Source organism: Arcanobacterium phocae (assembly GCF_018913465.1).
GTDB classification, from domain to species: domain Bacteria; phylum Actinomycetota; class Actinomycetes; order Actinomycetales; family Actinomycetaceae; genus Arcanobacterium; species Arcanobacterium phocae_A.
On sequence record NZ_JABAPM010000001.1, the window covers coordinates 75,119 to 97,265 of the forward strand.

At 52.5% G+C, this 22,147-nt stretch carries 29 protein-coding genes; all 29 read left to right on the forward strand.

Features of this window, described 5'->3' with window-relative positions; all coding sequences use genetic code 11:
* The first annotated feature begins 59 nt into the window (after positions 1 to 59).
* The 29 genes from rpoC (at position 60) to KSO86_RS00495 (ending at position 22,111) form a co-directional block, all read left to right on the forward strand.
* Complete coding sequence (rpoC, locus tag KSO86_RS00355; protein ID WP_216379450.1) at positions 60 to 4,037, forward strand: DNA-directed RNA polymerase subunit beta'; 3,978 nt, start codon at positions 60 to 62, stop codon at positions 4,035 to 4,037.
* An 81-nt stretch (positions 4,038 to 4,118) separates the two neighbouring features.
* Positions 4,119 to 5,477: a PAS domain-containing protein gene (locus KSO86_RS00360; protein ID WP_216379451.1), complete on the forward strand. Its 1,359-nt coding sequence runs from the start codon at positions 4,119 to 4,121 to the stop codon at positions 5,475 to 5,477.
* 292 nt (positions 5,478 to 5,769) lie between these two features.
* Complete coding sequence (gene rpsL / locus KSO86_RS00365; protein WP_013170586.1) at positions 5,770 to 6,144, forward strand: 30S ribosomal protein S12; 375 nt, start codon at positions 5,770 to 5,772, stop codon at positions 6,142 to 6,144.
* Positions 6,144 to 6,614, forward strand: coding sequence for a 30S ribosomal protein S7 (gene rpsG, locus KSO86_RS00370; RefSeq protein ID WP_216431715.1), 471 nt, complete (start codon positions 6,144 to 6,146; stop codon positions 6,612 to 6,614). The genes rpsL and rpsG overlap by 1 nt, the downstream gene beginning before the upstream one ends.
* Positions 6,615 to 6,657: 43 nt before the next feature.
* Positions 6,658 to 8,778 (forward strand): elongation factor G, encoded by a 2,121-nt coding sequence (fusA, locus tag KSO86_RS00375; RefSeq protein WP_091280249.1) that lies wholly within the window; start codon positions 6,658 to 6,660, stop codon positions 8,776 to 8,778.
* A 125-nt stretch (positions 8,779 to 8,903) separates the two neighbouring features.
* Positions 8,904 to 10,094 carry an elongation factor Tu gene (gene tuf, locus KSO86_RS00380; protein WP_216379452.1) on the forward strand — a complete coding sequence of 397 codons (1,191 nt, stop codon included), beginning with the start codon at positions 8,904 to 8,906 and terminating at the stop codon, positions 10,092 to 10,094.
* A 322-nt stretch (positions 10,095 to 10,416) separates the two neighbouring features.
* Positions 10,417 to 10,725 carry a 30S ribosomal protein S10 gene (gene rpsJ / locus KSO86_RS00385; RefSeq protein ID WP_013170582.1) on the forward strand — a complete coding sequence of 103 codons (309 nt, stop codon included), beginning with the start codon at positions 10,417 to 10,419 and terminating at the stop codon, positions 10,723 to 10,725.
* Positions 10,726 to 10,738: 13 nt separating this feature from the next.
* The gene (gene rplC, locus KSO86_RS00390; RefSeq protein ID WP_091280252.1) at positions 10,739 to 11,407 is read left to right on the forward strand and encodes a 50S ribosomal protein L3; all 669 of its coding nucleotides are present in this window, start codon (positions 10,739 to 10,741) and stop codon (positions 11,405 to 11,407) included.
* A 5-nt stretch (positions 11,408 to 11,412) separates the two neighbouring features.
* The gene (gene rplD, locus KSO86_RS00395) at positions 11,413 to 12,060 is read left to right on the forward strand and encodes a 50S ribosomal protein L4 (protein ID WP_216379453.1); all 648 of its coding nucleotides are present in this window, start codon (positions 11,413 to 11,415) and stop codon (positions 12,058 to 12,060) included.
* Positions 12,057 to 12,371: a 50S ribosomal protein L23 gene (gene rplW / locus KSO86_RS00400; protein ID WP_091280255.1), complete on the forward strand. Its 315-nt coding sequence runs from the start codon at positions 12,057 to 12,059 to the stop codon at positions 12,369 to 12,371. Before rplD ends, rplW begins: the two co-directional genes overlap by 4 nt.
* Before the next feature lie 29 nt (positions 12,372 to 12,400).
* Complete coding sequence (rplB, locus tag KSO86_RS00405) at positions 12,401 to 13,237, forward strand: 50S ribosomal protein L2 (protein ID WP_216379454.1); 837 nt, start codon at positions 12,401 to 12,403, stop codon at positions 13,235 to 13,237.
* 17 nt (positions 13,238 to 13,254) lie between these two features.
* Positions 13,255 to 13,536 (forward strand): 30S ribosomal protein S19, encoded by a 282-nt coding sequence (gene rpsS, locus KSO86_RS00410; protein ID WP_091280258.1) that lies wholly within the window; start codon positions 13,255 to 13,257, stop codon positions 13,534 to 13,536.
* Positions 13,537 to 13,563: 27 nt separating this feature from the next.
* Positions 13,564 to 13,923 (forward strand): 50S ribosomal protein L22, encoded by a 360-nt coding sequence (gene rplV / locus KSO86_RS00415; RefSeq protein ID WP_216379455.1) that lies wholly within the window; start codon positions 13,564 to 13,566, stop codon positions 13,921 to 13,923.
* Between the two features lie 2 nt (positions 13,924 to 13,925).
* Positions 13,926 to 14,753: a 30S ribosomal protein S3 gene (gene rpsC / locus KSO86_RS00420; protein WP_216379456.1), complete on the forward strand. Its 828-nt coding sequence runs from the start codon at positions 13,926 to 13,928 to the stop codon at positions 14,751 to 14,753.
* Between the two features lie 5 nt (positions 14,754 to 14,758).
* Positions 14,759 to 15,175, forward strand: a complete 417-nt coding sequence (gene rplP / locus KSO86_RS00425) for a 50S ribosomal protein L16 (RefSeq protein ID WP_091280264.1) — start codon at positions 14,759 to 14,761, stop codon at positions 15,173 to 15,175.
* Positions 15,172 to 15,405, forward strand: a complete 234-nt coding sequence (rpmC, locus tag KSO86_RS00430; protein ID WP_366491117.1) for a 50S ribosomal protein L29 — start codon at positions 15,172 to 15,174, stop codon at positions 15,403 to 15,405. Before rplP ends, rpmC begins: the two co-directional genes overlap by 4 nt.
* Positions 15,406 to 15,413: 8 nt before the next feature.
* Positions 15,414 to 15,698 (forward strand): 30S ribosomal protein S17, encoded by a 285-nt coding sequence (gene rpsQ / locus KSO86_RS00435; RefSeq protein WP_091280268.1) that lies wholly within the window; start codon positions 15,414 to 15,416, stop codon positions 15,696 to 15,698.
* 91 nt (positions 15,699 to 15,789) lie between these two features.
* A complete protein-coding gene (gene rplN / locus KSO86_RS00440) occupies positions 15,790 to 16,158 on the forward strand; it encodes a 50S ribosomal protein L14 (protein ID WP_013170571.1) in 369 nt (122 codons plus the stop codon).
* A 3-nt stretch (positions 16,159 to 16,161) separates the two neighbouring features.
* Positions 16,162 to 16,506: a 50S ribosomal protein L24 gene (rplX, locus tag KSO86_RS00445; protein WP_091280270.1), complete on the forward strand. Its 345-nt coding sequence runs from the start codon at positions 16,162 to 16,164 to the stop codon at positions 16,504 to 16,506.
* Between the two features lie 8 nt (positions 16,507 to 16,514).
* The gene (rplE, locus tag KSO86_RS00450; protein WP_091282563.1) at positions 16,515 to 17,060 is read left to right on the forward strand and encodes a 50S ribosomal protein L5; all 546 of its coding nucleotides are present in this window, start codon (positions 16,515 to 16,517) and stop codon (positions 17,058 to 17,060) included.
* 5 nt (positions 17,061 to 17,065) lie between these two features.
* Positions 17,066 to 17,251, forward strand: coding sequence for a type Z 30S ribosomal protein S14 (locus KSO86_RS00455; RefSeq protein WP_091280272.1), 186 nt, complete (start codon positions 17,066 to 17,068; stop codon positions 17,249 to 17,251).
* A gap of 55 nt (positions 17,252 to 17,306) precedes the next feature.
* A complete protein-coding gene (gene rpsH, locus KSO86_RS00460) occupies positions 17,307 to 17,705 on the forward strand; it encodes a 30S ribosomal protein S8 (RefSeq protein WP_216379457.1) in 399 nt (132 codons plus the stop codon).
* 15 nt (positions 17,706 to 17,720) lie between these two features.
* Positions 17,721 to 18,257, forward strand: coding sequence for a 50S ribosomal protein L6 (gene rplF / locus KSO86_RS00465; RefSeq protein ID WP_216379458.1), 537 nt, complete (start codon positions 17,721 to 17,723; stop codon positions 18,255 to 18,257).
* On the forward strand, positions 18,257 to 18,628 hold the full coding sequence (rplR, locus tag KSO86_RS00470; protein ID WP_216379496.1) for a 50S ribosomal protein L18: 372 nt from the start codon (positions 18,257 to 18,259) through the stop codon (positions 18,626 to 18,628). Before rplF ends, rplR begins: the two co-directional genes overlap by 1 nt.
* A gap of 25 nt (positions 18,629 to 18,653) precedes the next feature.
* Positions 18,654 to 19,361 carry a 30S ribosomal protein S5 gene (gene rpsE, locus KSO86_RS00475; RefSeq protein WP_216379459.1) on the forward strand — a complete coding sequence of 236 codons (708 nt, stop codon included), beginning with the start codon at positions 18,654 to 18,656 and terminating at the stop codon, positions 19,359 to 19,361.
* On the forward strand, positions 19,358 to 19,540 hold the full coding sequence (gene rpmD, locus KSO86_RS00480) for a 50S ribosomal protein L30 (protein WP_091280283.1): 183 nt from the start codon (positions 19,358 to 19,360) through the stop codon (positions 19,538 to 19,540). Before rpsE ends, rpmD begins: the two co-directional genes overlap by 4 nt.
* Entirely contained in the window at positions 19,540 to 19,986 is a 447-nt protein-coding gene (gene rplO / locus KSO86_RS00485; RefSeq protein WP_216379460.1) for a 50S ribosomal protein L15, read from the forward strand. Before rpmD ends, rplO begins: the two co-directional genes overlap by 1 nt.
* Positions 19,987 to 20,243: 257 nt before the next feature.
* Positions 20,244 to 21,530 (forward strand): preprotein translocase subunit SecY, encoded by a 1,287-nt coding sequence (gene secY, locus KSO86_RS00490; protein WP_216379461.1) that lies wholly within the window; start codon positions 20,244 to 20,246, stop codon positions 21,528 to 21,530.
* On the forward strand, positions 21,527 to 22,111 hold the full coding sequence (locus tag KSO86_RS00495; RefSeq protein WP_216379462.1) for an adenylate kinase: 585 nt from the start codon (positions 21,527 to 21,529) through the stop codon (positions 22,109 to 22,111). The genes secY and KSO86_RS00495 overlap by 4 nt, the downstream gene beginning before the upstream one ends.
* Positions 22,112 to 22,147 lie beyond the last annotated feature (36 nt).

Here is a 22,147-nt window from a genome sequence, read left to right on the forward strand (position 1 = left end):
TGCTACTCACCTCGCCAAATGCCCTAAAATCGGCGTACTTACTTGAGGAAGTAGGAATCTTGCTCGACGTCAATCTTTTTGATCAGCTCCACATTTCGCTGGCCACGTCAGACGATGTGCGCAAGTGGAGCCATGGTACTGTCACTAAGCCAGAAACCATTAATTACCGTACGTTAAAGCCGGAAAAGGATGGTCTGTTCGGTGAACAGATCTTCGGCCCAACCCGTGACTGGGAATGCGCCTGTGGTAAATACAAGCGCCCACGTTACAAGGGCATCGTTTGTGAACGATGCGGTGTTGAAGTTACTCGTTCGAAGGTCCGCCGCGAGCGGATGGGACATATTGAGCTTGCCGCACCAGTGACACACATCTGGTACTTCAAGGGTGTTCCATCACGTCTTGGTTATTTGCTGGATATCGCTCCAAAGGACCTCGAAAAAGTCATCTACTTTGCGGCCTATATGGTCACCGATGTCGATGCTGAGCGTCGTCATAATGACCTGCCAGCCCTGACTGCTGAATACGAACTGGAGCGTTCCAATCTTGAAAAGGAACGTGATGCTGCAGTTGAGAAGCGTCTCAAGGCTGAAGAGGAGGCACTTGCTGAGGCTGAGAAGAACGGTGAGGACGCAGCTGCACGCGCAAAGATTAAGCGTAATGCAGAGAGTGATGCTCGTCGTGTTCGCCGTGAGTACGACGACGATATCACCCGCCTTGAAGACGTCTGGGACAAGTTCACCAAGCTTAAGGTTGGTGACCTTGAAGGCGACGAAGACGCATACCGCGAAATGGTTTTGCGCTGGGGAGACTACTTCCAGGCATTCCGTGGGGCTGAGGCAATTCAGCGTCGCTTGCGCGATTTTGATTTGGAAGCCGAGCATGAAGCTCTGGTCGAACAGATTGAAACTGGCACTGCACAGCGTAAGACCCGTGCTCTGAAGCGCATTAAGGTTGTTAACGCATTCTTGCATTCTGGTACAAAGCCAGAAGCTATGGTGCTTGACGCTCTTCCGGTTATCCCACCGGATCTGCGCCCAATGGTTCAACTCGACGGTGGCCGTTTCGCTACCTCAGATTTGAACGATCTCTACCGTCGTGTGATCAATCGTAACAACCGCTTGCAGCGCATGATTGATCTCAATGCTCCAGAGATTATGGTCAATAACGAAAAGCGTATGCTTCAGGAAGCTGTTGATGCGTTGTTCGACAACGGTCGTCGTGGTCGCCCAGTTCAGGGCGCTGGCAACCGTCCATTGAAGTCGATTTCGGACATGCTCAAAGGAAAGCAGGGACGTTTCCGTCAGAACTTGCTCGGTAAGCGTGTTGACTACTCTGGCCGTTCCGTTATCGTCGTCGGACCAACCCTCAAGCTTCACCAGTGTGGTTTGCCAAAGACGATGGCACTTGAGCTCTTCAAACCTTTCGTGCAGAAGCGCTTGGTTGATCTCGAACTAGCTAAGAACATCAAGGCAGCAAAGCGACTGATCGAGCGTCAGCGTGACGAAGTTTTCGACGTTCTCGAAGAGGTTATTCGTGAGCATCCGGTACTTCTTAACCGTGCACCAACTCTGCACCGTTTGGGTATCCAGGCATTCGAACCACAACTGATCGAAGGAAAAGCTATTCGCTTGCACCCACTCGTGTGTTCTGCGTTCAACGCTGACTTCGACGGCGATCAGATGGCAGTACACTTGCCGCTGTCTGTGGAAGCTCAGGCCGAAGCCCGCATCTTGATGCTCTCTGCTAATAACATCCTCAAGCCGTCTGATGGTCGCCCAGTGACCGTTCCGGCACAGGACATGATTATTGGCCTTTACCACTTGACCGTGGTCCGGGATGGCGGTGACGGCGAAGGTCGTTACTTCTCCTCGGTAGCCGAAGCACAAATGGCGTTTGATTTGGGACAGTTGGATCTTAACTCCAAGATCCATTTGCGGTTCCCAGCAAACGACATCGTTCCACCTCGGGATTGGGAAGCTCCGGCTAACTATGAAGAGGGCGATCCGATCATCCTTGAAACCACCCTTGGTCGTGCTATCTTCAATGAAGCTCTGCCAACAACCTTCCCGTTCATCAATAAAGTTGTGGGCAAGAAGGTTTTGGGTGCGATCATTAACGAGCTCGCTGAGCGTTACCCGAAGGTCGACGTCGGTGCTTCACTTGATGCGTTGAAGTCAACTGGTTTCTACTGGGGTGGACGTTCTGGTGTCACCATTGCGGTTTCTGATGTTATTCCGCCGCAAACCAAGAAGGATATTTTGGCTGCTGCAGAAAAGCGGGCAGCTAAGATCGAAATGGATTTCCAAGAAGGTAACATTCGTGACGAAGACCGCCGTAAGGACCTCGTTGCGCTGTGGACCGAAGTAACCGACCAGGTTGCTGAGGAAATGCGTAAGAACTTCGATGAGTGGAACAACGTGAACATCATGGTTACCTCGGGTGCTCGTGGTAACTGGATGCAGATTCGCCAGGTTGCTGGTATGCGTGGTCTCGTGGCAGATCCAAAGGGCGAAATTATTCCTCGTCCAATCACGTCTAACTACCGTGAAGGTCTATCCGCCCTTGAGTACTTCACCGCAACACACGGTGCTCGTAAGGGTCTAGCAGATACCGCGTTGCGTACTGCTGAGTCGGGATACCTGACTCGTCGTCTGGTTGACGTGGCACAGGACGTTATTGTGCGCGAACAAGACTGTGGTACTTCACGCGGCTTGACGAAGTTCATCGTCGCAGTTGATAAAGAGGGCAATGAATTACGCGAAGTCGTAGTTAATGGCGTGCCAACAACTGTGTCTGAAAAGGAAGTATCTCAAGAACAGTGGGAGTCCGGTAAGATTCTTCCAAACGAAGAAATCGATACTTCGGTTTACGCTCGTACCTTAGCTAAGGATGTTCTTGATGAAGCAGGAAACGTTCTTGTTGCAGCTGGAACAGATATGGGCGACGTCGCACTGGAGACACTCCTTAACGCCGGTATCAAGCAGATTTCGGTCCGCTCGGTGCTTACCTGTAACTCTCGCGTCGGCACGTGTGCAATGTGCTACGGCCGTTCGCTTGCGACCGGCAAGTTGGTCGACATTGGCGAAGCTGTTGGTATCGTTTCGGCTCAGTCGATTGGCGAACCAGGAACCCAGCTGACAATGCGTACCTTCCACACCGGTGGTGCTGCTTCGGCAGAAGACATTACACAGGGTTTGCCACGTGTCCAGGAACTGTTCGAAGCACGTACACCAAAGGGTGAAGCTCCGCTAGCAGAAGCCGCTGGAAAGCTGGAAATCGAAGATCTCGAGCGCTCTCGCCGGTTGATCATCAAGCGTGACGATGGCGATGAAGACTTGGTTTACCTCGTTGGCAAGCGTGCAAAGCTACTTGTTCCTGAAGGGACACATGTAACTGTTGGTCAGCAGCTTGTTGAAGGCTTGATTGATCCAAAGAAGGTTTTGCGAATCTCGGGACGTCGTACCACTCAGTTGCACCTTGTTTCTGAGGTACAGCACGTTTACCGTTCCCAGGGTGTTGAGATCCACGATAAACACATCGAAGTTATCGTACGCCAGATGTTGCGTCGCGTTACAGTTCTCGACTCTGGTGATACCCGCTTACTTCCAGGTGAGCTTGTCGACGTCGCTGTATTTGAGAGCGCCAACCGAGCAGTTTTGGCTGAAGGCGGTCGCCCAGCATCTGGTCGTCCAGAACTGATGGGTATTACAAAGGCTTCGTTGGCTACCGATTCATGGCTATCGGCTGCTTCCTTCCAGGAGACGACGAAGGTTTTGACTGAGGCTGCCCTCAATTCGAAGTCTGATCCACTTGCTGGTCTGAAGGAAAACGTCATCCTCGGTAAGCTCATTCCTGCGGGTACTGGCTTGGAGACACTACGTAAGTTGCGTGTTGAGCCGACCGACGAGGCTCGCGCCGAATATGAGCAGCTCAATTCATTCATGGGAACCGGAATGGAATCATTTGATGATTTCTACAGTTATGGTTCTTTTGATGATTACGATGCATCAGGTTACGGATACGGTTCTAATTTCTGATCTATCCGATAACAATGAGATAATAGGGAAGCGGTGGTAAAACACCACCGCTTCCCTTTTATTAACCAGAGGAATTTTGGCATGGTAGAACCTACTGGCGCACTGCACGTTGTTCCGGTTGATGAATTATTCTTTTCAACCACTGATGACAAGGGTGTAATTGACCTGTCGAACAGTGTTTTTACGCGGATGTCGCGGTATTCTCGAGAGCAGCTCAATGGTGCTCCGCATAATATTATTCGACATCCGGATATGCCCGGTGCAGCGTTTAAGGTCATGTGGGATACGTTGCAGGCAGGGGAGCCATTCGCGGCCTACGTTCGAAATTTGGCTGCCGACGGATCGGAGTATCGGGTATTTGCTACGATCACGCCACTTCCTTCTGGGGGTTATCTCTCGGTTCGGTCTAAACCATGCGATGAGCTTTTATATTCGACTGCTAGTGATATTTATGCTGTCGTGCGTAAAGCAGAGCGCGAAGCAGTGGCTACGGGGAAGAGCCGACGTGTTGCTGCTGAGCTGGGCGTAGGCGTGCTTGTGGCAACGTTGGCAGGAGCTGGAATCAGCGCTTATGAAGATTTCCAAAATACCGCATTAGTGTCAGAAGTTTCATTACGCGAAGCGCAGGCTGGGGGATTTCCTTCTCGGCAAGGGGATGACGTTCTCGTTCCAGTGTTAGAAAAGGCGTGTAGTGTCTACGAGCAGTTTAGCGAGTGGATGACGAAGCAAGTCGTTCTGTCTGAGATGGCGGAGAATATTGCCCAAACGGTGACGCGCGTGGCTGAAGATATGGCCTTCATGGCTGAAGTAGGACAAAAGTTTACATTCTATGGAGCAGATCGGCCAGAGCTTGCCTCGTTGACGATGCCGTTGACAGTATGGGTCCAGATGCAGGGTATTGTTAAGGGCTACATGGATTCTCTGTCCGAAAAATTGGTTGAATTAACGAAGAATGTTTCGCGAACCCAGTTCCGTATCGCTTTGAGTCGTTTACACATTTTTATGTACGGTCAGTTTGTTGCGGAAATACTAGATTCTGACGTTGCAAACCATGATGAGCAGTTCCGTGCGCTTGTTATGTTAGGCGATGTGCTTAAAGAGGACATCGTAACCTTGCGTGAACAAACGCGCCGGACGACGGCGTATATGCATGCTGCCCGTGACTACGTGCGGCAAGTAGCGGAAGCAGTGGCAATTCCACGGCAGCTACTCAGCTTGTGGGAAACGACGGCATCGATGACGGTGACTGATAGCTTTGGATCTGAGCTTGCTGCTACGGTTGCAGGAGCTAAAGCACGTACCGGTAGCTCATTGCGTAAGCTAGAGCAGTTCGGTGAAAGTCTTGAAAAGACAGATGAGCTGAACGCAGATTATTCTCAGATGGAGTCATTGTTAGACAATATGTGTGAGATTGTTAACTTAAATGTGGAAATTTCGTAAGAAATTCCGATTCTAGGGGGCTGTGTGCCTATTGCCACTAAGAAATTTCGCTCCAGTCTTTGACTGTTACAGTGCGGATTAGTTAGTCTTAAGAACGGTGCCCGTTCCACGCGTATGACGTTGCCAGTTCGGAAAACCGTTTGCTTTTACGTAAAAGCCCGTCTCCACACGGTCGGTATTTTGAATGTGCATGCGCATGGACGTTAGGAAAGAACGGTGTCTTTCCGACCGCAGGTTCGAAAAAGGCGAGCAGGCGGGCAGTTCGACTATTGACATATCAACAGGAGAAATAGTGCCAACTATTCAGCAGCTGGTCCGTAAGGGCCGCTCCAGCAAGGCGAGTTCATCCAACACGCCGGCGCTGAAGGCTAGCCCGCAGCGTCGTGGCGTGTGCACCCGTGTGTACACCACAACCCCAAAGAAGCCTAACTCGGCTCTTCGTAAGGTTGCTCGTGTCCGTCTATCATCCGGTATCGAAGTTACCGCTTACATTCCGGGCGAAGGTCACAACCTCCAGGAGCACTCAATCGTGCTCGTTCGCGGTGGTCGTGTAAAGGACCTTCCAGGTGTGCGTTACCACATCGTTCGCGGTGCGCTTGATACCCAGGGTGTCAAGTCCCGTAACCAGGGTCGTTCCAAGTACGGTGCGAAGAAGGAGAAGAAGTAATGCCACGTAAGGGTCCAGCGCGCAAGCGCCCACTCATTGCTGATCCGGTTCACGGCTCAACCGTCGTTACCCAGCTCATCAACCGCGTCCTTCTTGACGGCAAAAAGTCCACTGCAGAGCGTATCGTTTATGGCGCACTCGAAGCAGTTGGAGAAAAGACAGGTCAAGAGCCACTCGCTGTTCTTAAGCGCGCTCTAGACAATATTCGTCCCCAGCTTGAAGTGCGTTCCCGCCGCGTCGGTGGCGCAACATATCAGGTGCCGGTTGAGGTTAAGTCGGGCCGCGCTAATACTCTTGCACTTCGCTGGCTCGTTGATTTCTCTCGTGGACGCCGTGAGCACACCATGCTCGAGCGTTTGCAGAACGAAATTATGGACGCCGCAAATGGCCTCGGTGCTGCTGTTAAGCGTCGCGAGGACATGCACAAGATGGCCGAAGCGAACCGCGCATTTGCGCATTACCGCTGGTAAAACGACGTCGGGCATTTGCTCGGCATGATCAGGAAAGAGATCCATGGCACACGAAGTGCTTACCGACCTTAAAAAGGTCCGTAACATCGGAATTATGGCGCACATTGACGCGGGTAAAACCACTGTCACTGAGCGTATCCTCTTCTACACCGGTATTAACTACAAGCTCGGTGAAACACATGATGGCGCATCCACAACTGACTGGATGGAGCAGGAAAAAGAGCGCGGTATTACAATTACCTCCGCTGCTGTTACCTCCTTCTGGAAGGGCCATCAGATCAACATCATTGACACCCCTGGACACGTTGACTTCACCGTTGAGGTGGAGCGTTCACTCCGTGTTCTCGACGGTGCAGTCGCTGTCTTCGACGGTAAGGAAGGTGTTGAGCCTCAGTCTGAAACCGTTTGGCGTCAGGCTGACAAGTACAACGTCCCACGTATCTGCTTCATCAACAAGATGGATAAGATGGGTGCGGATTTCTACTTCTCCGTCCAGACTCTAAAGGATCGTCTCCACGCCACCCCGATTATCATGGAACTGCCGATTGGTGCAGAGTCTGATATCGCGGGTGTTGTCGATCTTCTTAACATGAAAGCATTGCGCTTCCCAGAGAAGGACGATAAGGGCAACGCTACTATGGGTAGCCTTGTTGTGGAAGAAGAGATTCCGGCAGACCTCCTCGAGAAAGCTGAAGAATATCGTTCTGCGCTTGTCGAGCAGGTTGCCGAGAACGACGAAGATCTTCTTGACAAGTACCTCGGTGGCGAAGAACCAACCATTGACGAGCTCAAGGTTGTCATTCGTCGCATGACGATTGCTGGCGAAGGTTTCCCAGTTTACTGTGGTTCGGCTTACAAGAATATTGGCATCCAGCCAGTTCTTGACGCTGTTGTTGACTTCCTTCCATCTCCACTTGACGTGGGCGAGGTTAAGGGTGTTGACCCACGTGACGAAGAAGTTGAACTTGTTCGTCAGCCAGATGAGAAGGAACCATTCGCCGCTCTTGCATTCAAGATTGCAGTTCACCCATTCTTCGGTCGTCTCACCTATGTCCGCGTCTACTCTGGAAAGATGGATGCCGGTTCGCAGGTTCTGAATGCGACCAAGGGCAAGAAGGAACGCATCGGAAAGATCTTCCAGATGCACTCCAACAAGGAAAACCCGGTAGATACTGCTCACGCAGGTCATATCTACGCTGTAATCGGTCTTAAGGACACCACCACTGGTGATTCCTTGACAGATCTCAACCACCCAATTTCACTTGAATCGATGACGTTCCCGGAGCCAGTTATCCACGTCGCCGTCGAGCCAAAGTCGAAAGCGGATCAGGAAAAGCTTGGTATCGCTATCCAGAAGCTTGCAGAAGAGGATCCAACCTTCACTGTTCGCCTGGATGAAGAGTCCGGCCAGACCGTTATCGGTGGTATGGGAGAACTTCACCTTGACATCATCATCGACCGTATGCGTCGTGAGTTCAAGGTTGAGGCTAATGTTGGTGCGCCGATGGTTGCTTACCGTGAGACGATTCGTGCTACGGCAAAGTCCATTGATTACACCCACAAGAAGCAGACCGGTGGTTCCGGTCAGTTCGCTAAGGTCATTGTTACCTTCGAGCCTCTTGAGGAAAACGAAGAGGGCAAGACTTACGAGTTTGTTGACGCTGTGACCGGTGGCCGCGTGCCACGCGAGTACATTCCGTCTGTTGACGCTGGTATTCAGGCCGCTATGGAAAACGGTGTTCTCGCCGGCTTCCCAATGGTGAACGTGAAGGCCACGCTCGAAGACGGTGCGTACCACGACGTCGACTCCTCCGAAATGGCGTTCAAGATTGCTGGTCAGATGGTGTTCCGCGAAGGCGCTAAGCGCGCTAAGCCAGTCATCCTCGAACCAGTGATGGACGTGGAGGTTCGTACTCCAGAAGAGTACATGGGAGATGTCATCGGCGATCTCAATTCTCGCCGTGGTCTGATCTCCTCGATGGAGGACGCGACTGGTGTCAAGATCGTTCGCGCTCTCGTCCCGCTTTCCGAAATGTTCGGATACATTGGTGACTTGCGTTCAAAGACGCAGGGTCGCGCGGTGTACTCCATGCAGTTCGCGAAGTACCAGGAAGTCCCGAAGGCTGTTGCCGACGAGATCATCCAGAAGACCCGTGGCGAGTGAGCCAGCAGGTCTGATTTTCAATTAATCCAATCGACCAGTAGGATCTCTTTAGTCACGGTTTGGTGCTTAGCGCACAAAACTTATAAACTGAAGACCAAATAACATCGAGTCCCAGGAGGGCGAAAGTGGCAAAGGCCAAGTACGACAAGTCCAAGCCGCATATGAACATCGGCACCATCGGTCACGTTGATCACGGAAAGACGACGACGACCGCTGCGATTACCAAAGTTCTAGCGGAAAAGTACCCAGAACTGAACGAGTTCACCCCGTTCGACCAGGTTGACAATGCTCCAGAAGAGCGTCAGCGTGGTATTACCATCAACGTTTCCCACGTTGAATACCAGACCGAAAAGCGTCACTACGCACACGTTGACGCTCCAGGCCACGCCGATTACATCAAGAACATGATTACCGGTGCTGCACAGATGGACGGCGCAATTCTCGTTGTCGCCGCCACCGACGGCCCAATGGCACAGACCCGTGAGCACGTTCTTCTTGCTCGTCAGGTTGGCGTTCCACAGATCATCGTTGCCCTTAACAAGGCTGACATGGTCGACGATGAGGAAATCCTCGAGCTCGTCGAAATGGAAGTTCGCGAACTTCTTTCCTCCCAGGATTACCCGGGCGACGATCTCCCAATCGTCAAGATCTCGGCTCTCAAGGCTCTTGAAGGCGACGCTGAGTGGTCCAAGTCCATCGAAGAGCTCATGGAAGCAGTCGATACCTACTTCGACGATCCAGTGCGTGACCTTGACAAGCCATTCCTCATGCCAATCGAGGACGTCTTCACGATTACCGGTCGTGGAACCGTCGTCACCGGCCGTGCAGAGCGTGGCGTTCTCAAGCTCAACGAGGAAGTCGAAATCCTCGGTATCCGCGCCCCACAGAAGACCACTGTTACCGGAATCGAAATGTTCCACAAGCAGATGGACTACGCTGAGGCTGGCGAGAACTGTGGTCTCTTGCTCCGTGGTACCAAGCGTGAAGAAGTTGAGCGTGGACAGGTTGTTGCCAAGCCAGGCACCATCACCCCACACACCAACTTCGAAGCTCAGGTCTACGTGCTCGGCAAGGATGAAGGTGGACGTCACAACCCATTCTTCTCCAACTACCGTCCACAGTTCTACTTCCGTACCACTGATGTTACCGGCGTGATCACCCTTCCAGAGGGCACCGAAATGGTTATGCCAGGCGACAACACCGACATGACGGTTGAGCTCATCCAGCCAATCGCTATGGAAGAGGGCCTCGGTTTCGCTATCCGTGAGGGTGGCCGTACCGTTGGTTCAGGTCGAGTCACCAAGATCATCAAGTGATGACGCTTAGGTAGATACTTACCGAAGTGGGGTTCTGCGAATGCAGGGCCCCACTTTTCTATTCAATCTAAAATCTACGTGGCAATGTGGAATGAGACACCAACAGTTGCCATAACTTGAGGAGTGGTGCATTTATTTGCAATACTTATCAAGTTGTCTGGTTGTAACCAGACGTAGAACTTGGCCGAGGTACAAAAGTATTTCGGTACATAAGGCCGGTTCACTGAAAATCTCATAGGGCTTGACGTTGTTGAATGCTTAACTGCGACACGCCCGAGTGCGGGTTTCAGTGTTCCGCGGTAGAAGAGAGGGAGACGACGCCATGGCGGGACAAAAGATCCGCATCCGTCTGAAGTCTTATGACCATGAGGTCATCGACAACGCAGCGAAAAAGCTCGTCGACGAAGTTACCCGTACAGGAGCGTCGGTCGTGGGCCCAGTGCCGTTGCCGACCGAGAAGAACGTTTTCACGGTCATTCGCTCGCCCCACAAGTACAAGGACAGTCGCGAACACTTCGAAATGCGTACGCATAAGCGACTGATCGACATTGTCGATCCGACTCTGAAGACCATTGACACGCTCCGCCGTCTGGATCTTCCAGCCGACGTAAGCGTCGAGATCAAGCTCTGAGGTAACGCATAAAATGACCAAGAACATCACTACTGCCAAAGTAGCGCCAGTTAAGGCCCTGCTTGGCACCAAGCTCGGCATGACCCAGGTCTGGGATGAGAATGCAAACCTTATTCCAGTGACTGTCGTTCGTGTTGGTAAGAACGTTGTTACTCAGGTTCGTACACCTGAAATCGATGGCTATTCGGCTGTCCAGATTGCTTCTGGCGAGTTGAAAGCTAAGAACGTGACCAAGCCACTCAAGGGACACTTTGAGAAGGCTGGCGTTGAGCCACGTCGTCACGTTGCAGAAATCCGTACTGTTGATGCGCAAGAGTATTCCTTGGGCCAAGAAATTGGCGTGGAAACTTTTGAAGCTGGCCAGACAATCGATGTTATCGGTAAGTCTAAGGGCAAGGGCTTCGCTGGTGTTATGAAGCGTCACGGCTTCGCCGGTGTTTCCGCTTCCCACGGTGCTCACCGTAACCACCGTAAGCCAGGCTCGATCGGCGCATGTTCCACCCCATCCCGCGTTTTCCGTGGTATGCGTATGGCTGGTCGCATGGGCAACGCTCGCGTCACAGTGCAAAATTTGACCATTCACGCCATTGATACCGAGAACGATTTGATTCTCGTATCTGGCGCTATCCCGGGTAACAAGGGTGGCGTCGTCGTGATCCGTACTGCCGTGAAGGGAGCCTGATCTAAATGGCAGACCTCAAGGTTGACATCCTCGACACCACAGGCGCTAAGGCCGGTTCGGTGACTCTCCCAGCAGAGTCATTCGATCTCGAGATTAACATTCCACTCATCCACCAGGTTGTTGTTGCTCAGCTTGCCGCTGCACGTCAGGGCACACATAAGACCAAGACCCGCGGCGAAGTTCGTGGTGGTGGCGTGAAGCCATTCAAGCAGAAGGGTACTGGTCGCGCTCGTCAGGGTTCGATTCGTGCTCCTCACTTCACTGGCGGTGGTACTGTCCATGGCCCACAGCCACGCGATTACTCGCAGCGCACCCCAAAGAAGATGATTGCTGCTGCACTCCGTCAGGCTCTGTCTGATCGTGCACGTAACGGTCGTATTCACGTCGTTACCGGCATCGTCGAGTCCGCAACTCCATCAACGAAGGCTGCTCTCAACCTCGTTAACAAGGTTGTTGAAGAGCGTAGCGCACTCGTTGTGCTAGAGCGCAACGATGAGACTTCGGTTCTCTCGCTACGTAACCTTCCAGAAGCACACACCATTTACGTTGATCAGCTCAACGCCTACGATGTGCTCGTTGCCGACGACGTCATCTTCACCCAAGCCGCTCTTGACACCTTCACCGGTGCACACAGCAAGGAGGAGACGAAGTGACTCAGTACGCAGCGTTCCACAACAAGGATCCGCGTGACGTCATTCTTGCCCCAGTAGCAACTGAAAAGTCAGCTCGTGGCGAGGATGAAGGAAAGTACACCTTCTTGGTGCACCCATCCGCGAACAAGACGGAAATCAAGATCGCCATCGAGAAAATCTTTGGTGTCAAGGTTGAGTCCGTGAATACTCAGAATCGTGCAGGCAAGACTCGCCGCACTCGCAACGGCATCGGCCGTCGCAAGGCAACCAAGCGAGCCATTGTCACCCTCCGTGAGGGCACGATCGACATCTACGGCGAGATCGTCGGCTAACGCCGGCAGGATATTGAGGATAAGAACTCATGGGAATTCGTAAGTACAAGCCGACGACACCAGGTCGTCGCGGTGCGAGCGTCGCCGACTTCGCTGAGATCACCCGATCGACGCCGGAGAAGTCGCTCCTGCGCCCGCTCTCTAAGACTGGTGGCCGCAACAATGCCGGCCGCATCACCACTCGCCACAAGGGCGGTGGACATAAGCGCCAGTACCGCGTGATTGACTTCCGTCGTCACGACAAGGACGGCATTCCAGCTCGTGTTGCTCATATTGAGTACGATCCGAACCGTACCGCTCGTATCGCTCTTCTACACTACGTAGACGGCGAGAAGCGTTACATCTTGGCTCCGGTCAATCTCAAGCAGGGCATGATGGTTGAGAACGGTCCGTCTGCTGACATCAAGCCAGGCAATAACCTGCCACTTCGTAACATTCCAGTTGGTACCGTTATCCACGCTGTGGAGTTGCGTCCAGGCGGCGGAGCAAAGATTGCCCGCTCTGCTGGAGCATCGGTTCAGCTCGTTGCTAAGGAAGGCAAGTACGCCCAGCTACGTATGCCATCTGGCGAAATTCGTAACGTCGACGCGCGCTGCCGTGCAACTGTTGGCGAAGTTGGCAATGCTGAGCAGTCCAATGTCAATTGGGGTAAAGCTGGCCGCATGCGGTGGAAGGGCGTTCGCCCAACTGTCCGTGGTGTTGTCATGAACCCGGTTGACCACCCACATGGTGGTGGTGAAGGTAAGACCTCTGGTGGTCGTCACCCAGTCTCACCATGGGGCAAGAAGGAAGGCCGTACACGCCACCCCAACAAGCCCAGCGACAAGCTCATTGTGCGCCGTCGCAAGACTGGCAAGAAGCGCTAATCAGGAGGATATGAGCAATGCCGCGTAGTTTGAAAAAGGGCCCGTTCGTTGACGAACACCTTATGAAAAAGGTTGACGATCAGAACGAAAAGGGTACCAAGAACGTTATCAAGACCTGGTCCCGTCGGTCGGTTATTACCCCCGACTTCCTAGGTCACACCTTTGCAGTCCACGACGGCCGCAAGCATGTTCCGGTGTTCGTCACCGAATCCATGGTCGGCCACAAGCTCGGCGAATTCGCTCCAACTCGTACTTTCCGTAGTCACGAGAAGGACGACCGCAAGGGCCGCCGCCGGTAAGGCAGCGCGAGAGAGTTAGGCAGGATTATGGAAGCCAAGGCACAGGCACGTTATGTACGTGTAACGCCGCAGAAGGCACGTCGCGTGATCAACGAGATCCGTGGTATGCGTGCACTCGCAGCGGTCGACCTACTAAAGTTCGCACCACAAGCAATTGCTACCGATGTTAAGAAGATTCTTGAGTCGGCAATGGCAAATGCACGTTATGCTGCTGAGCAAGCAAATGAGCGTTTTGACGACGCTGATTTGATTGTTACCGCTGCTTACGTTGATGAAGGTCCTACGATGAAGCGCATTCAGCCACGCGCTCAGGGCCGTGCGAACCGTATTTTGAAGCGAACAAGCCACATCACCGTTATCGTCGGTGACGAGAAGAAGGGAGCCTGATTGTGGGACAGAAAGTAAACCCGACCGGTTTCCGTCTCGGTATCACCACCGATCATCGGTCAAAGTGGTTCGCTGACTCCACCAAGGAAGGTCAGCGCTACCGCGATTACATTGAAGAAGACATCAAGATTCGCCGCAAGGTTGAAAACGATCTCGAGCGCGCTGGAATTTCCCGCGTGAACATTGAGCGTCGTACCGAGCGCGTCGTCATTGACATTCACACTGCTCGTCCGGGCATTGTGATTGGTCGCCGTGGCGCAGAGGCTGATCGTCTTCGCCAGGACCTCGAGAAGCTGACCGGCAAGGCTGTTCAGCTCAATATTCTCGAAGTTAAGAACCCAGAAGCTGATGCACAGCTCGTTGCTCAGGGTATTGCTGAGCAGTTGGCAGCACGTGTCTCTTTCCGCCGCGCTATGCGTAAGGGCATTCAGTCCGCACAGCGTGCTGGCGCTAAGGGTATCCGTGTTCAGTGCTCCGGTCGTCTTGGCGGCGCAGAAATGTCGCGTGCGGAATTCTACCGTGAAGGTCGAGTTCCACTGCACACCTTGCGCGCTAACATCGACTACGGTTTCTACGAGGCACGCACCACCTTCGGTCGCATTGGCGTGAAGGTATGGATCTACCGCGGTGACGTAACCGACGCCGAATACTACCGTTCACTTGCTGAAGCCCCACGTGGTCGTGGTGGACGTGGTGGCGAACGTCGTGGTCGTCGTGGCGATCGTCCAAACCGTGGTGCACGTTCGAACCAGTCTGCTGAGCAGAAAGCTGCTCCAGCAACTGAAGCTCCGGCAACTGAGCCGGCAAAGACCCAGGAAACGGAGGCCTGAGTTTCATGCTCATTCCCCGCCGCACAAAGTACCGCAAGCAGCATCGTCCGACTCGCTCGGGCATGTCTAAGGGCGGAAACCAGATTGCATTCGGTGAATACGGTATCCAGGCACTGGAGCCGGCATATGTTACCAACCGTCAGATTGAAGCAGCTCGTATTGCTATGACACGTCACGTTAAGCGTGGTGGTAAGGTATGGATTAATATCTTCCCAGATCGCCCGCTTACCAAGAAGGCTCTTGGTCTTCGTATGGGTTCCGGTAAGGGCCCAGTCGAGACTTGGGTTGCTAACGTGAAGCCAGGGCGCATCATGTTCGAACTTGCTGGCGTGCCAGAGAACCTAGCTCGCGAAGCAATGGAGCGTGCAATGCACAAGCTCCCAATGAAGACCCGTTTTGTTACCCGTGAGGATGGTGAATGATGGCTAAGGGCATCAGCACTGAAGAGCTAGACAAGCTCACTGAAGTTGAGCTCGCCGAGCGTCTGAAGGAATCGAAGGAAGAACTCTTCAACCTTCGTTTCTCAGCCGTGACCCACCGTCTGGAAGATTCCGGTCGTCTAAAGGAAGTGCGTCGCAATATTGCCCGCATTTACACAATTGCCCGCGAGCGTGAGCTCGGAATTCGCACCGCTCCGACGGCTAAGAAGTGAGGTCCCACATGAGCGAGCAGGAAAAGTTGACTGATACCACAGTGCGAAACCATCGCAAAGTTCGCCGTGGTTATGTAGTATCTGACAAGATGGACAAGACCGTTGTGGTCGAGGTTGAAGACCGTCGTAAGCATCCGCTTTACGGCAAGGTCATGACCCGTACCAAGCGCGTCAAGGCCCATGATGAATCTAACGAGGTCCAGGTTGGCGATCTCGTACGTATCATGGAAACCCGACCGTTGTCTGCGACCAAGCACTTCCGCGTGGTCGAGATTATCGAGAAGGCAAAGTGATGTATCCCGGGCGGCAACGCCCGGGAAAGCAAACCATCCGTTCGGCAAGGCTCGTTAAACGAGAACCGGCACGACGACAGGAGAAATGTAAATGATCCAGCAGGAGTCGCGGCTTAAGATCGCCGACAACACCGGTGCTAAGGAAATCCTATGCATCCGCGTGCTTGGCGGTTCTGGCAAGCGCTACGCCGGAATTGGCGACACGATTGTCGCCACCGTCAAGGATGCTATTCCTGGCGGAAATGTAAAGAAGGGCGACGTCGTCAAGGCGGTCGTCGTCCGCGCAAAGAAGAGCACTCGTCGCGCTGACGGCTCGTATATTCGTTTCGACGAAAATGCAGCTGTCATCCTGAAGAACGAGAACGAGCCACGTGGTACCCGTATCTTCGGCCCCGTTGCTCGTGAGCTTCGTGATAAGAAGTTCATGCGTATCGTTTCATTGGCACCGGAGGTGATCTGAGAAATGGCGAAGATCAAGAAGGGTGACCTAGTTCAGGTAATCGCTGGACGTGACAAGGGCATGCAGGGAACAGTTCTTTCTGTTATCCCAGCTGAAGACCGCGTCATCGTCGAAGGCGTTGCCCGAGTTAAGAAGCACACCAAGGTTGGTCGTACTGACCGCGGTGCTGCTACTGGTGGCATTGAAACCGTCGAAGCTCCTATTCACATCTCGAACGTGGCCCTCGTTGGTCCAGATAAGAAGCCAATCCGCGTTGGCTTCCGCGAGGTTGAAGTAGAGCGTGACGGTCGTAAGAAGATCATGCGTGAACGTATTGGACGTCGCGGTGGAAAGGAAATCGAACTGTGAGCGAGAAAATTACTCCGCGTTTGAAGACTAAGTACGCTGACGAAATTCGTTCTAAGATGAACGATGAGTTCAAATATGCAAATATCCATCAAATTCCTGGACTCGAGAAGATCGTAGTCAATATGGGTGTTGGTGATGCGGCTCGTGACTCTAAGGTATTGGAAGGCGCTATCGCTGATATCACCGCTATTACCGGTCAGAAGCCACAGATCAACCGAGCTCGTAAGTCTATCGCTCAGTTCAAGCTTCGTGAAGGACAGGCAATTGGTTGCCATGTAACTATGCGTGGCGACCGTATGTGGGAGTTCCTGGATCGTCTTCTCGCAACTGCATTGCCACGTATCCGCGACTTCCGCGGCCTTTCGTCAAAGCAGTTCGATGGACATGGTAACTACACATTCGGTTTGACTGAACAGTCCGTATTCCACGAGATTGATCAGGATAAGATCGATCGCGTTCGTGGTATGGATATCACCGTTGTTACAACCGCAAAGACTGACGACGAGGGACGTGCATTGTTGCGTCACCTTGGATTCCCGTTCAAGGAGGACTGACAAGAATGGCAAAGACCTCATTAAAGGTAAAGGCTGCACGCAAGCCTAAGTTCGCCGTCCGCGCTTACACACGTTGTCAGCGCTGCGGCCGTCCACACTCGGTATACCGCAAGTTCGGCTTGTGCCGTATCTGCTTGCGCGAGATGGCTCACCGTGGCGAACTGCCCGGTGTCACGAAGTCCAGCTGGTAAGAATCTACGTCGCAGGTCTTAATAGGAAACCGCGACGAGAAAGGGCAAAAGCCCGATGTCTATGACAGACCCAATTGCAGATATGCTCACGCGTCTGCGCAACGCCAACTCGGCGTTCCACGAGTCGGTTTCGATGCCGTACTCGAAGATGAAGGCAAATATCGCCAACATCCTTCAGCGTGAGGGTTACATCGCCGACTTTATTGTCGAAGATGCCAAGGTGGGCAAGACGCTCACCCTCAACTTGAAGTTTGGTCCAAACCGTGAGCGTTCGCTCGCCGGCTTGCGCCGTATTTCAAAGCCGGGTCTTCGCGTTTACGCGAAGTCCACAAATCTTCCTCAGGTTCTCGGTGGACTTGGCGTAGCTATTTTGTCTACGTCGTCAGGTCTGCTAACTGATCGTGAGGCCAAAGATAAGGGCGTAGGTGGGGAAGTCCTCGCCTACATCTGGTAAGGAAGGAGTTATACAATGTCTCGTATTGGTAAGCTCCCAATTGCTATCCCTGCTGGCGTCGAGGTCAAGGTTGACGGCGATGTCGTCACCGTTAAGGGCCCAAAGGGAGAATTGGTTCATAACGTTCCAGCTCCTATCACCGTTGAGATTGAGGAGAACACTGTTGTCGTTCGTCGCCCAAATGACGAGCGGGTATCTCGTTCACTCCACGGTCTCACCCGGACGCTGATCGCTAACAACATCCTTGGTGTTACTGAAGGCTTTACTAAGGCCCTCGAAATCGTGGGTACTGGATACCGTGTTGTCGCTAAGGGCAAGGATCTCGAATTCTCGCTCGGTTACTCCCACACCATCTTTGTTGAGGCTCCAGAAGGTATCTCTTTTGCTGTCGAAGCTCCAACAAAGTTCTCGATTAGCGGTATCAACAAGCAACAAGTCGGCGAGATGGCTGCTCGCATTCGCAAGCTTCGCAAGCCTGAGCCTTACAAGGGCAAGGGTATTCGCTATGCTGGTGAACACGTTCGCCGTAAGGCCGGAAAGGCTGGTAAGTGATGGCTGTTACTCCAAAGGGCAAGGGCAAGTTCGTTTCACGTACTCGCCGTCATATCCGACTACGCAAGCGTATTACCGGTACTTCCGAACGTCCACGTTTGGTTGTTACTCGGTCAAATCGTCACATGGTTGCGCAGGTTATCGACGATACCGTGGGCAAGACACTCGTGTCTGCGTCCACTCTTGAAGTTGATTTGCGCGCCTCATCCGATTCCAAGGTCCAAAAAGCACACGTCGTCGGCGAACTCGTCGGCAAGCGTGCACTTGAGGCCGGCATCTCCGCCGTCGTGTTTGATCGCGGTGGCAACAAGTATCATGGTCGTGTCGCTGCAGTTGCAGAAGGCGCCCGTGAAGCTGGTCTGACCCTGTAAATTGGCAAAACGAGAGGAAATTCTTATGGCTGCACAGCAGCGAGGACGAGCCGCTGGCTCGGAGAACGACGGCTCGCGCAACGAGCGTAATAACCGTCGTGATGATCGCCGTGGCGATCGTCGAACCGATCGTCGCGCCGAAGATCGAAACGCTTACATTGAGCGCGTCGTGACGATTAACCGTGTCGCTAAGACCGTTAAGGGTGGACGTCGCATGTCCTTCACCGCACTCGTTGTGGTTGGAGACGGCAACGGCACCGTAGGTGTTGGCTACGGCAAGGCAAAGGAAGTACCTGCTGCAATTGCTAAGGGTACTGAGGAAGCAAAGAAGAACTTCTTCAAGGTTCCGCTTATTGGCACTACTATTCCACATTTGGTCCAAGCCCGTGACGCTGCTGGCGTCGTGTTGCTCCGTCCAGCATCTGCTGGTACTGGTGTTATCGCAGGCGGTCCAGTTCGTGCAATTATGGAGTGCGCGGGAATCCATGACGTTCTTTCAAAGTCACTCGGATCTTCCAATGCTATCAACATTGTGCGTGGAACCATTGCAGCATTGAAGCAACTTGAACAGCCTGAGGCTGTCGCGGCTCGCCGCGGCTTGCCACTTGATGCTGTTGCTCCTAAGTCAATGTTGCTCAAGCGTACTGAGCATGAAGCCAAGGAACGCGAAGACGCTGAGCTCGAAGCACAACGTGCTGAGAACGAAGCTGCCGCTGCAGGAGTTGGTGCATGATGAAACTCAAGATTACTCAGACCAAAGGTCTCGTAGGAACTAAGCAGAACCAAAAAGATACGGTTCGTTCGCTTGGTTTGCACAAGATCCACCAGTCAGTTATTCGCGAAGATACCCCGGTTGTCCGCGGTATGATTCGTACGGTAGCTCACTTGGTTACTGTGGAGGAGGTTGCCTGATGGCTGACGTTCTAAAGATTCATGATCTTCGCCCAGCAGCCGGCGCCAACAAAGCTCGCACTCGTGTGGGTCGTGGTGAAGGTTCAAAGGGTAAGACTGCTGGCCGCGGTACCAAAGGTACTAAGGCACGTTACCAGGTTAAAGCTGGTTTCGAAGGTGGACAGATGCCTATGCATATGCGTCTGCCTAAGCTCCGTGGTTTCAAGAACCCGGCTCGCATCGAATACCAAGTTGTTAACTTGAACAAGCTTGAGTCGCTTTTCCCAGAAGGCGGAACCGTTACCGTTGACGATCTCGTAGCTAAGGGCGCAGTTCGTGCCAACAAGCTCGTTAAGATTCTCGGTACTGGTGAAATCAACGTTAAGGTTAACGTTACCGTCGATGCTTGGTCTGCTTCCGCAAAGGAAAAGATTGAAGCTGCTGGTGGCTCACTAGAACAGCGATGAGTTAAACTCATTCTTTTAAGACGGGTTCATAACCATTTTGGTGGTTATGAACCCGTCTTTTACATGCAAAATGTCTCAAACATTACTTGTTTAAGGCTGTATTTGAATACGCATTTGCGGGTATAGTTGTCAAAGTACGTGTGTTTGGCACATATGCCATGCACAGTAGCTTTCGTTAGCTACACAATGACATAACACCGGCTCCGGTCGGTCCCACGCGCCCGGCTCCGGCCGGTTCCAACATCGGAGGAACTTCCTTGCTACACGCACTGATCTCAGCCTTCCGTACCCCAGACTTGCGAGCTAAGCTCCTCTTCACCGTGATGATCATGGTGATTTACCGTCTCGGTACTTTTATTCCAGCACCATTTGTTTCGTATAAGAACGTAACGCAATGTCTTGATGAAGCTGGTAGCGAAGGATTACTTACATTAATCAACATGTTCTCCGGCGGGGCTATGCTCAAGCTTGCTGTGTTTGCGCTCGGAATCATGCCGTATATTACGGCATCGATCATCGTTCAGTTGATGAAGGTCGTTATCCCTCGGTTTGAAGAACTTTCGAAAGAAGGACAGACTGGGCAAGCTAAGCTCACCGAATACACGCGGTATTTAACCATTTTCCTTGCGATTTTACAGTCGTCGGTTACCGTATCCGTAGCAAACGGTGCGTTGTTCCAGAATTGTACTGTCGATCCGATCCCAGAGGCTTCTGCAGTTAAGTTAGTCATTGCAATTCTCGCGATGACCGCAGGAACCGGTTTAATTATGTGGATGGCGGAGCTTATTACCGAGCGTGGTGTTGGAAACGGTATGTCTTTGCTTATCTTCACAGGTATCGCCGCAAACTTCCCGGCAATGCTAGGCAACGTCAGCCAGTCTAACCATGGCTGGTTTGGGGTACTAATCGTACTGGGTATGTTCTTAGCAATTACCGTTGTCGTTGTTTTCGTAGAGCAGTCTCAGCGTCGTGTCCCGGTTCAGTATGCCAAGCGCGTAGTCGGCCGTCGTACTTATGGTGGTACGTCGACGTATATTCCGCTCAAGCTCAACATGGCAAACGTTATTCCAGTCATCTTTGCGTCATCGATTTTGTCGATGCCAACGATGTTCGCACAATTCTCAACTGCACAAGAGGGATGGGCTGCTTGGGTGCGTACGTACTTTGCACCGCATTCATTCTGGTACTTGGTCGTTTACTTCTTCCTAATCCTGTTCTTCGCGTTCTTCTACACGTCGATTACTTTTGATCCTGAAGAAGTAGCAGACAACATGAAACGGTACGGCGGCTTCGTGCCCGGCATCCGAGCTGGACAGCCAACTGCAGATTATCTTCGGTACGTTATCAACCGTATTACCTGGGTTGGTGCATTATATTTGGCGATTGTTGCGCTCATTCCGCAGATCGTCTTTACCCAAATGGGGTTGACGACGTTTAGCTTCGGTGGAACGTCAATCATCATTCTCGTTGGTGTTGGACTACAGACTGTTAAAGACATTGATGCCCAGCTCCAGCAACGTCACTATGAAGGATTCCTACGATGAGTTTTCGTTTGATTCTTACTGGAGCTCCGGGAGCAGGCAAGGGGACCCAAGCCGGTGCAGTTTCCGAAGCGCTCGGTATTCCAGCTATTTCGACTGGTGAAATCTTCCGTGCTGAAATCGCTAACAAGTCAGATATTGGTCTGGAAGCACAGCGCTACATTAGCGAAGGAAATTTGGTTCCGGATTCAGTCACTAATGAAATAGTTCGCCGCCGCTTAGCGCAGCCGGATGCACTTAATGGCTTCTTGTTGGACGGTTATCCACGTACTCTCGAGCAGATCGAAGCACTCGACTCTATGCTGGCAGAAAACGATCAGAGCATGGATGCAATGATTGTTATTGCTATTCCAGATGAAGAAGTCGAAGGTCGGTTGCTTAAGCGTGCGGAGATTGAGGGACGCGCTGATGATACGCCTGAGGTAATTGCACATCGTGTAGCCGTTTACCACGAAGCTACCGAACCGATTATTGAAGCATATCGCAAGCGTGGCAAACTGGTCACTATTGATGGTATAGGTACCATCGAAGAGGTACGTTCACGAATCGTCGCCGGTGTTAAGGAAGGTCTAGGCCTTAGCTGATTGTTCTAAGTAAACTGCTAGCTACAATGTGGCTAG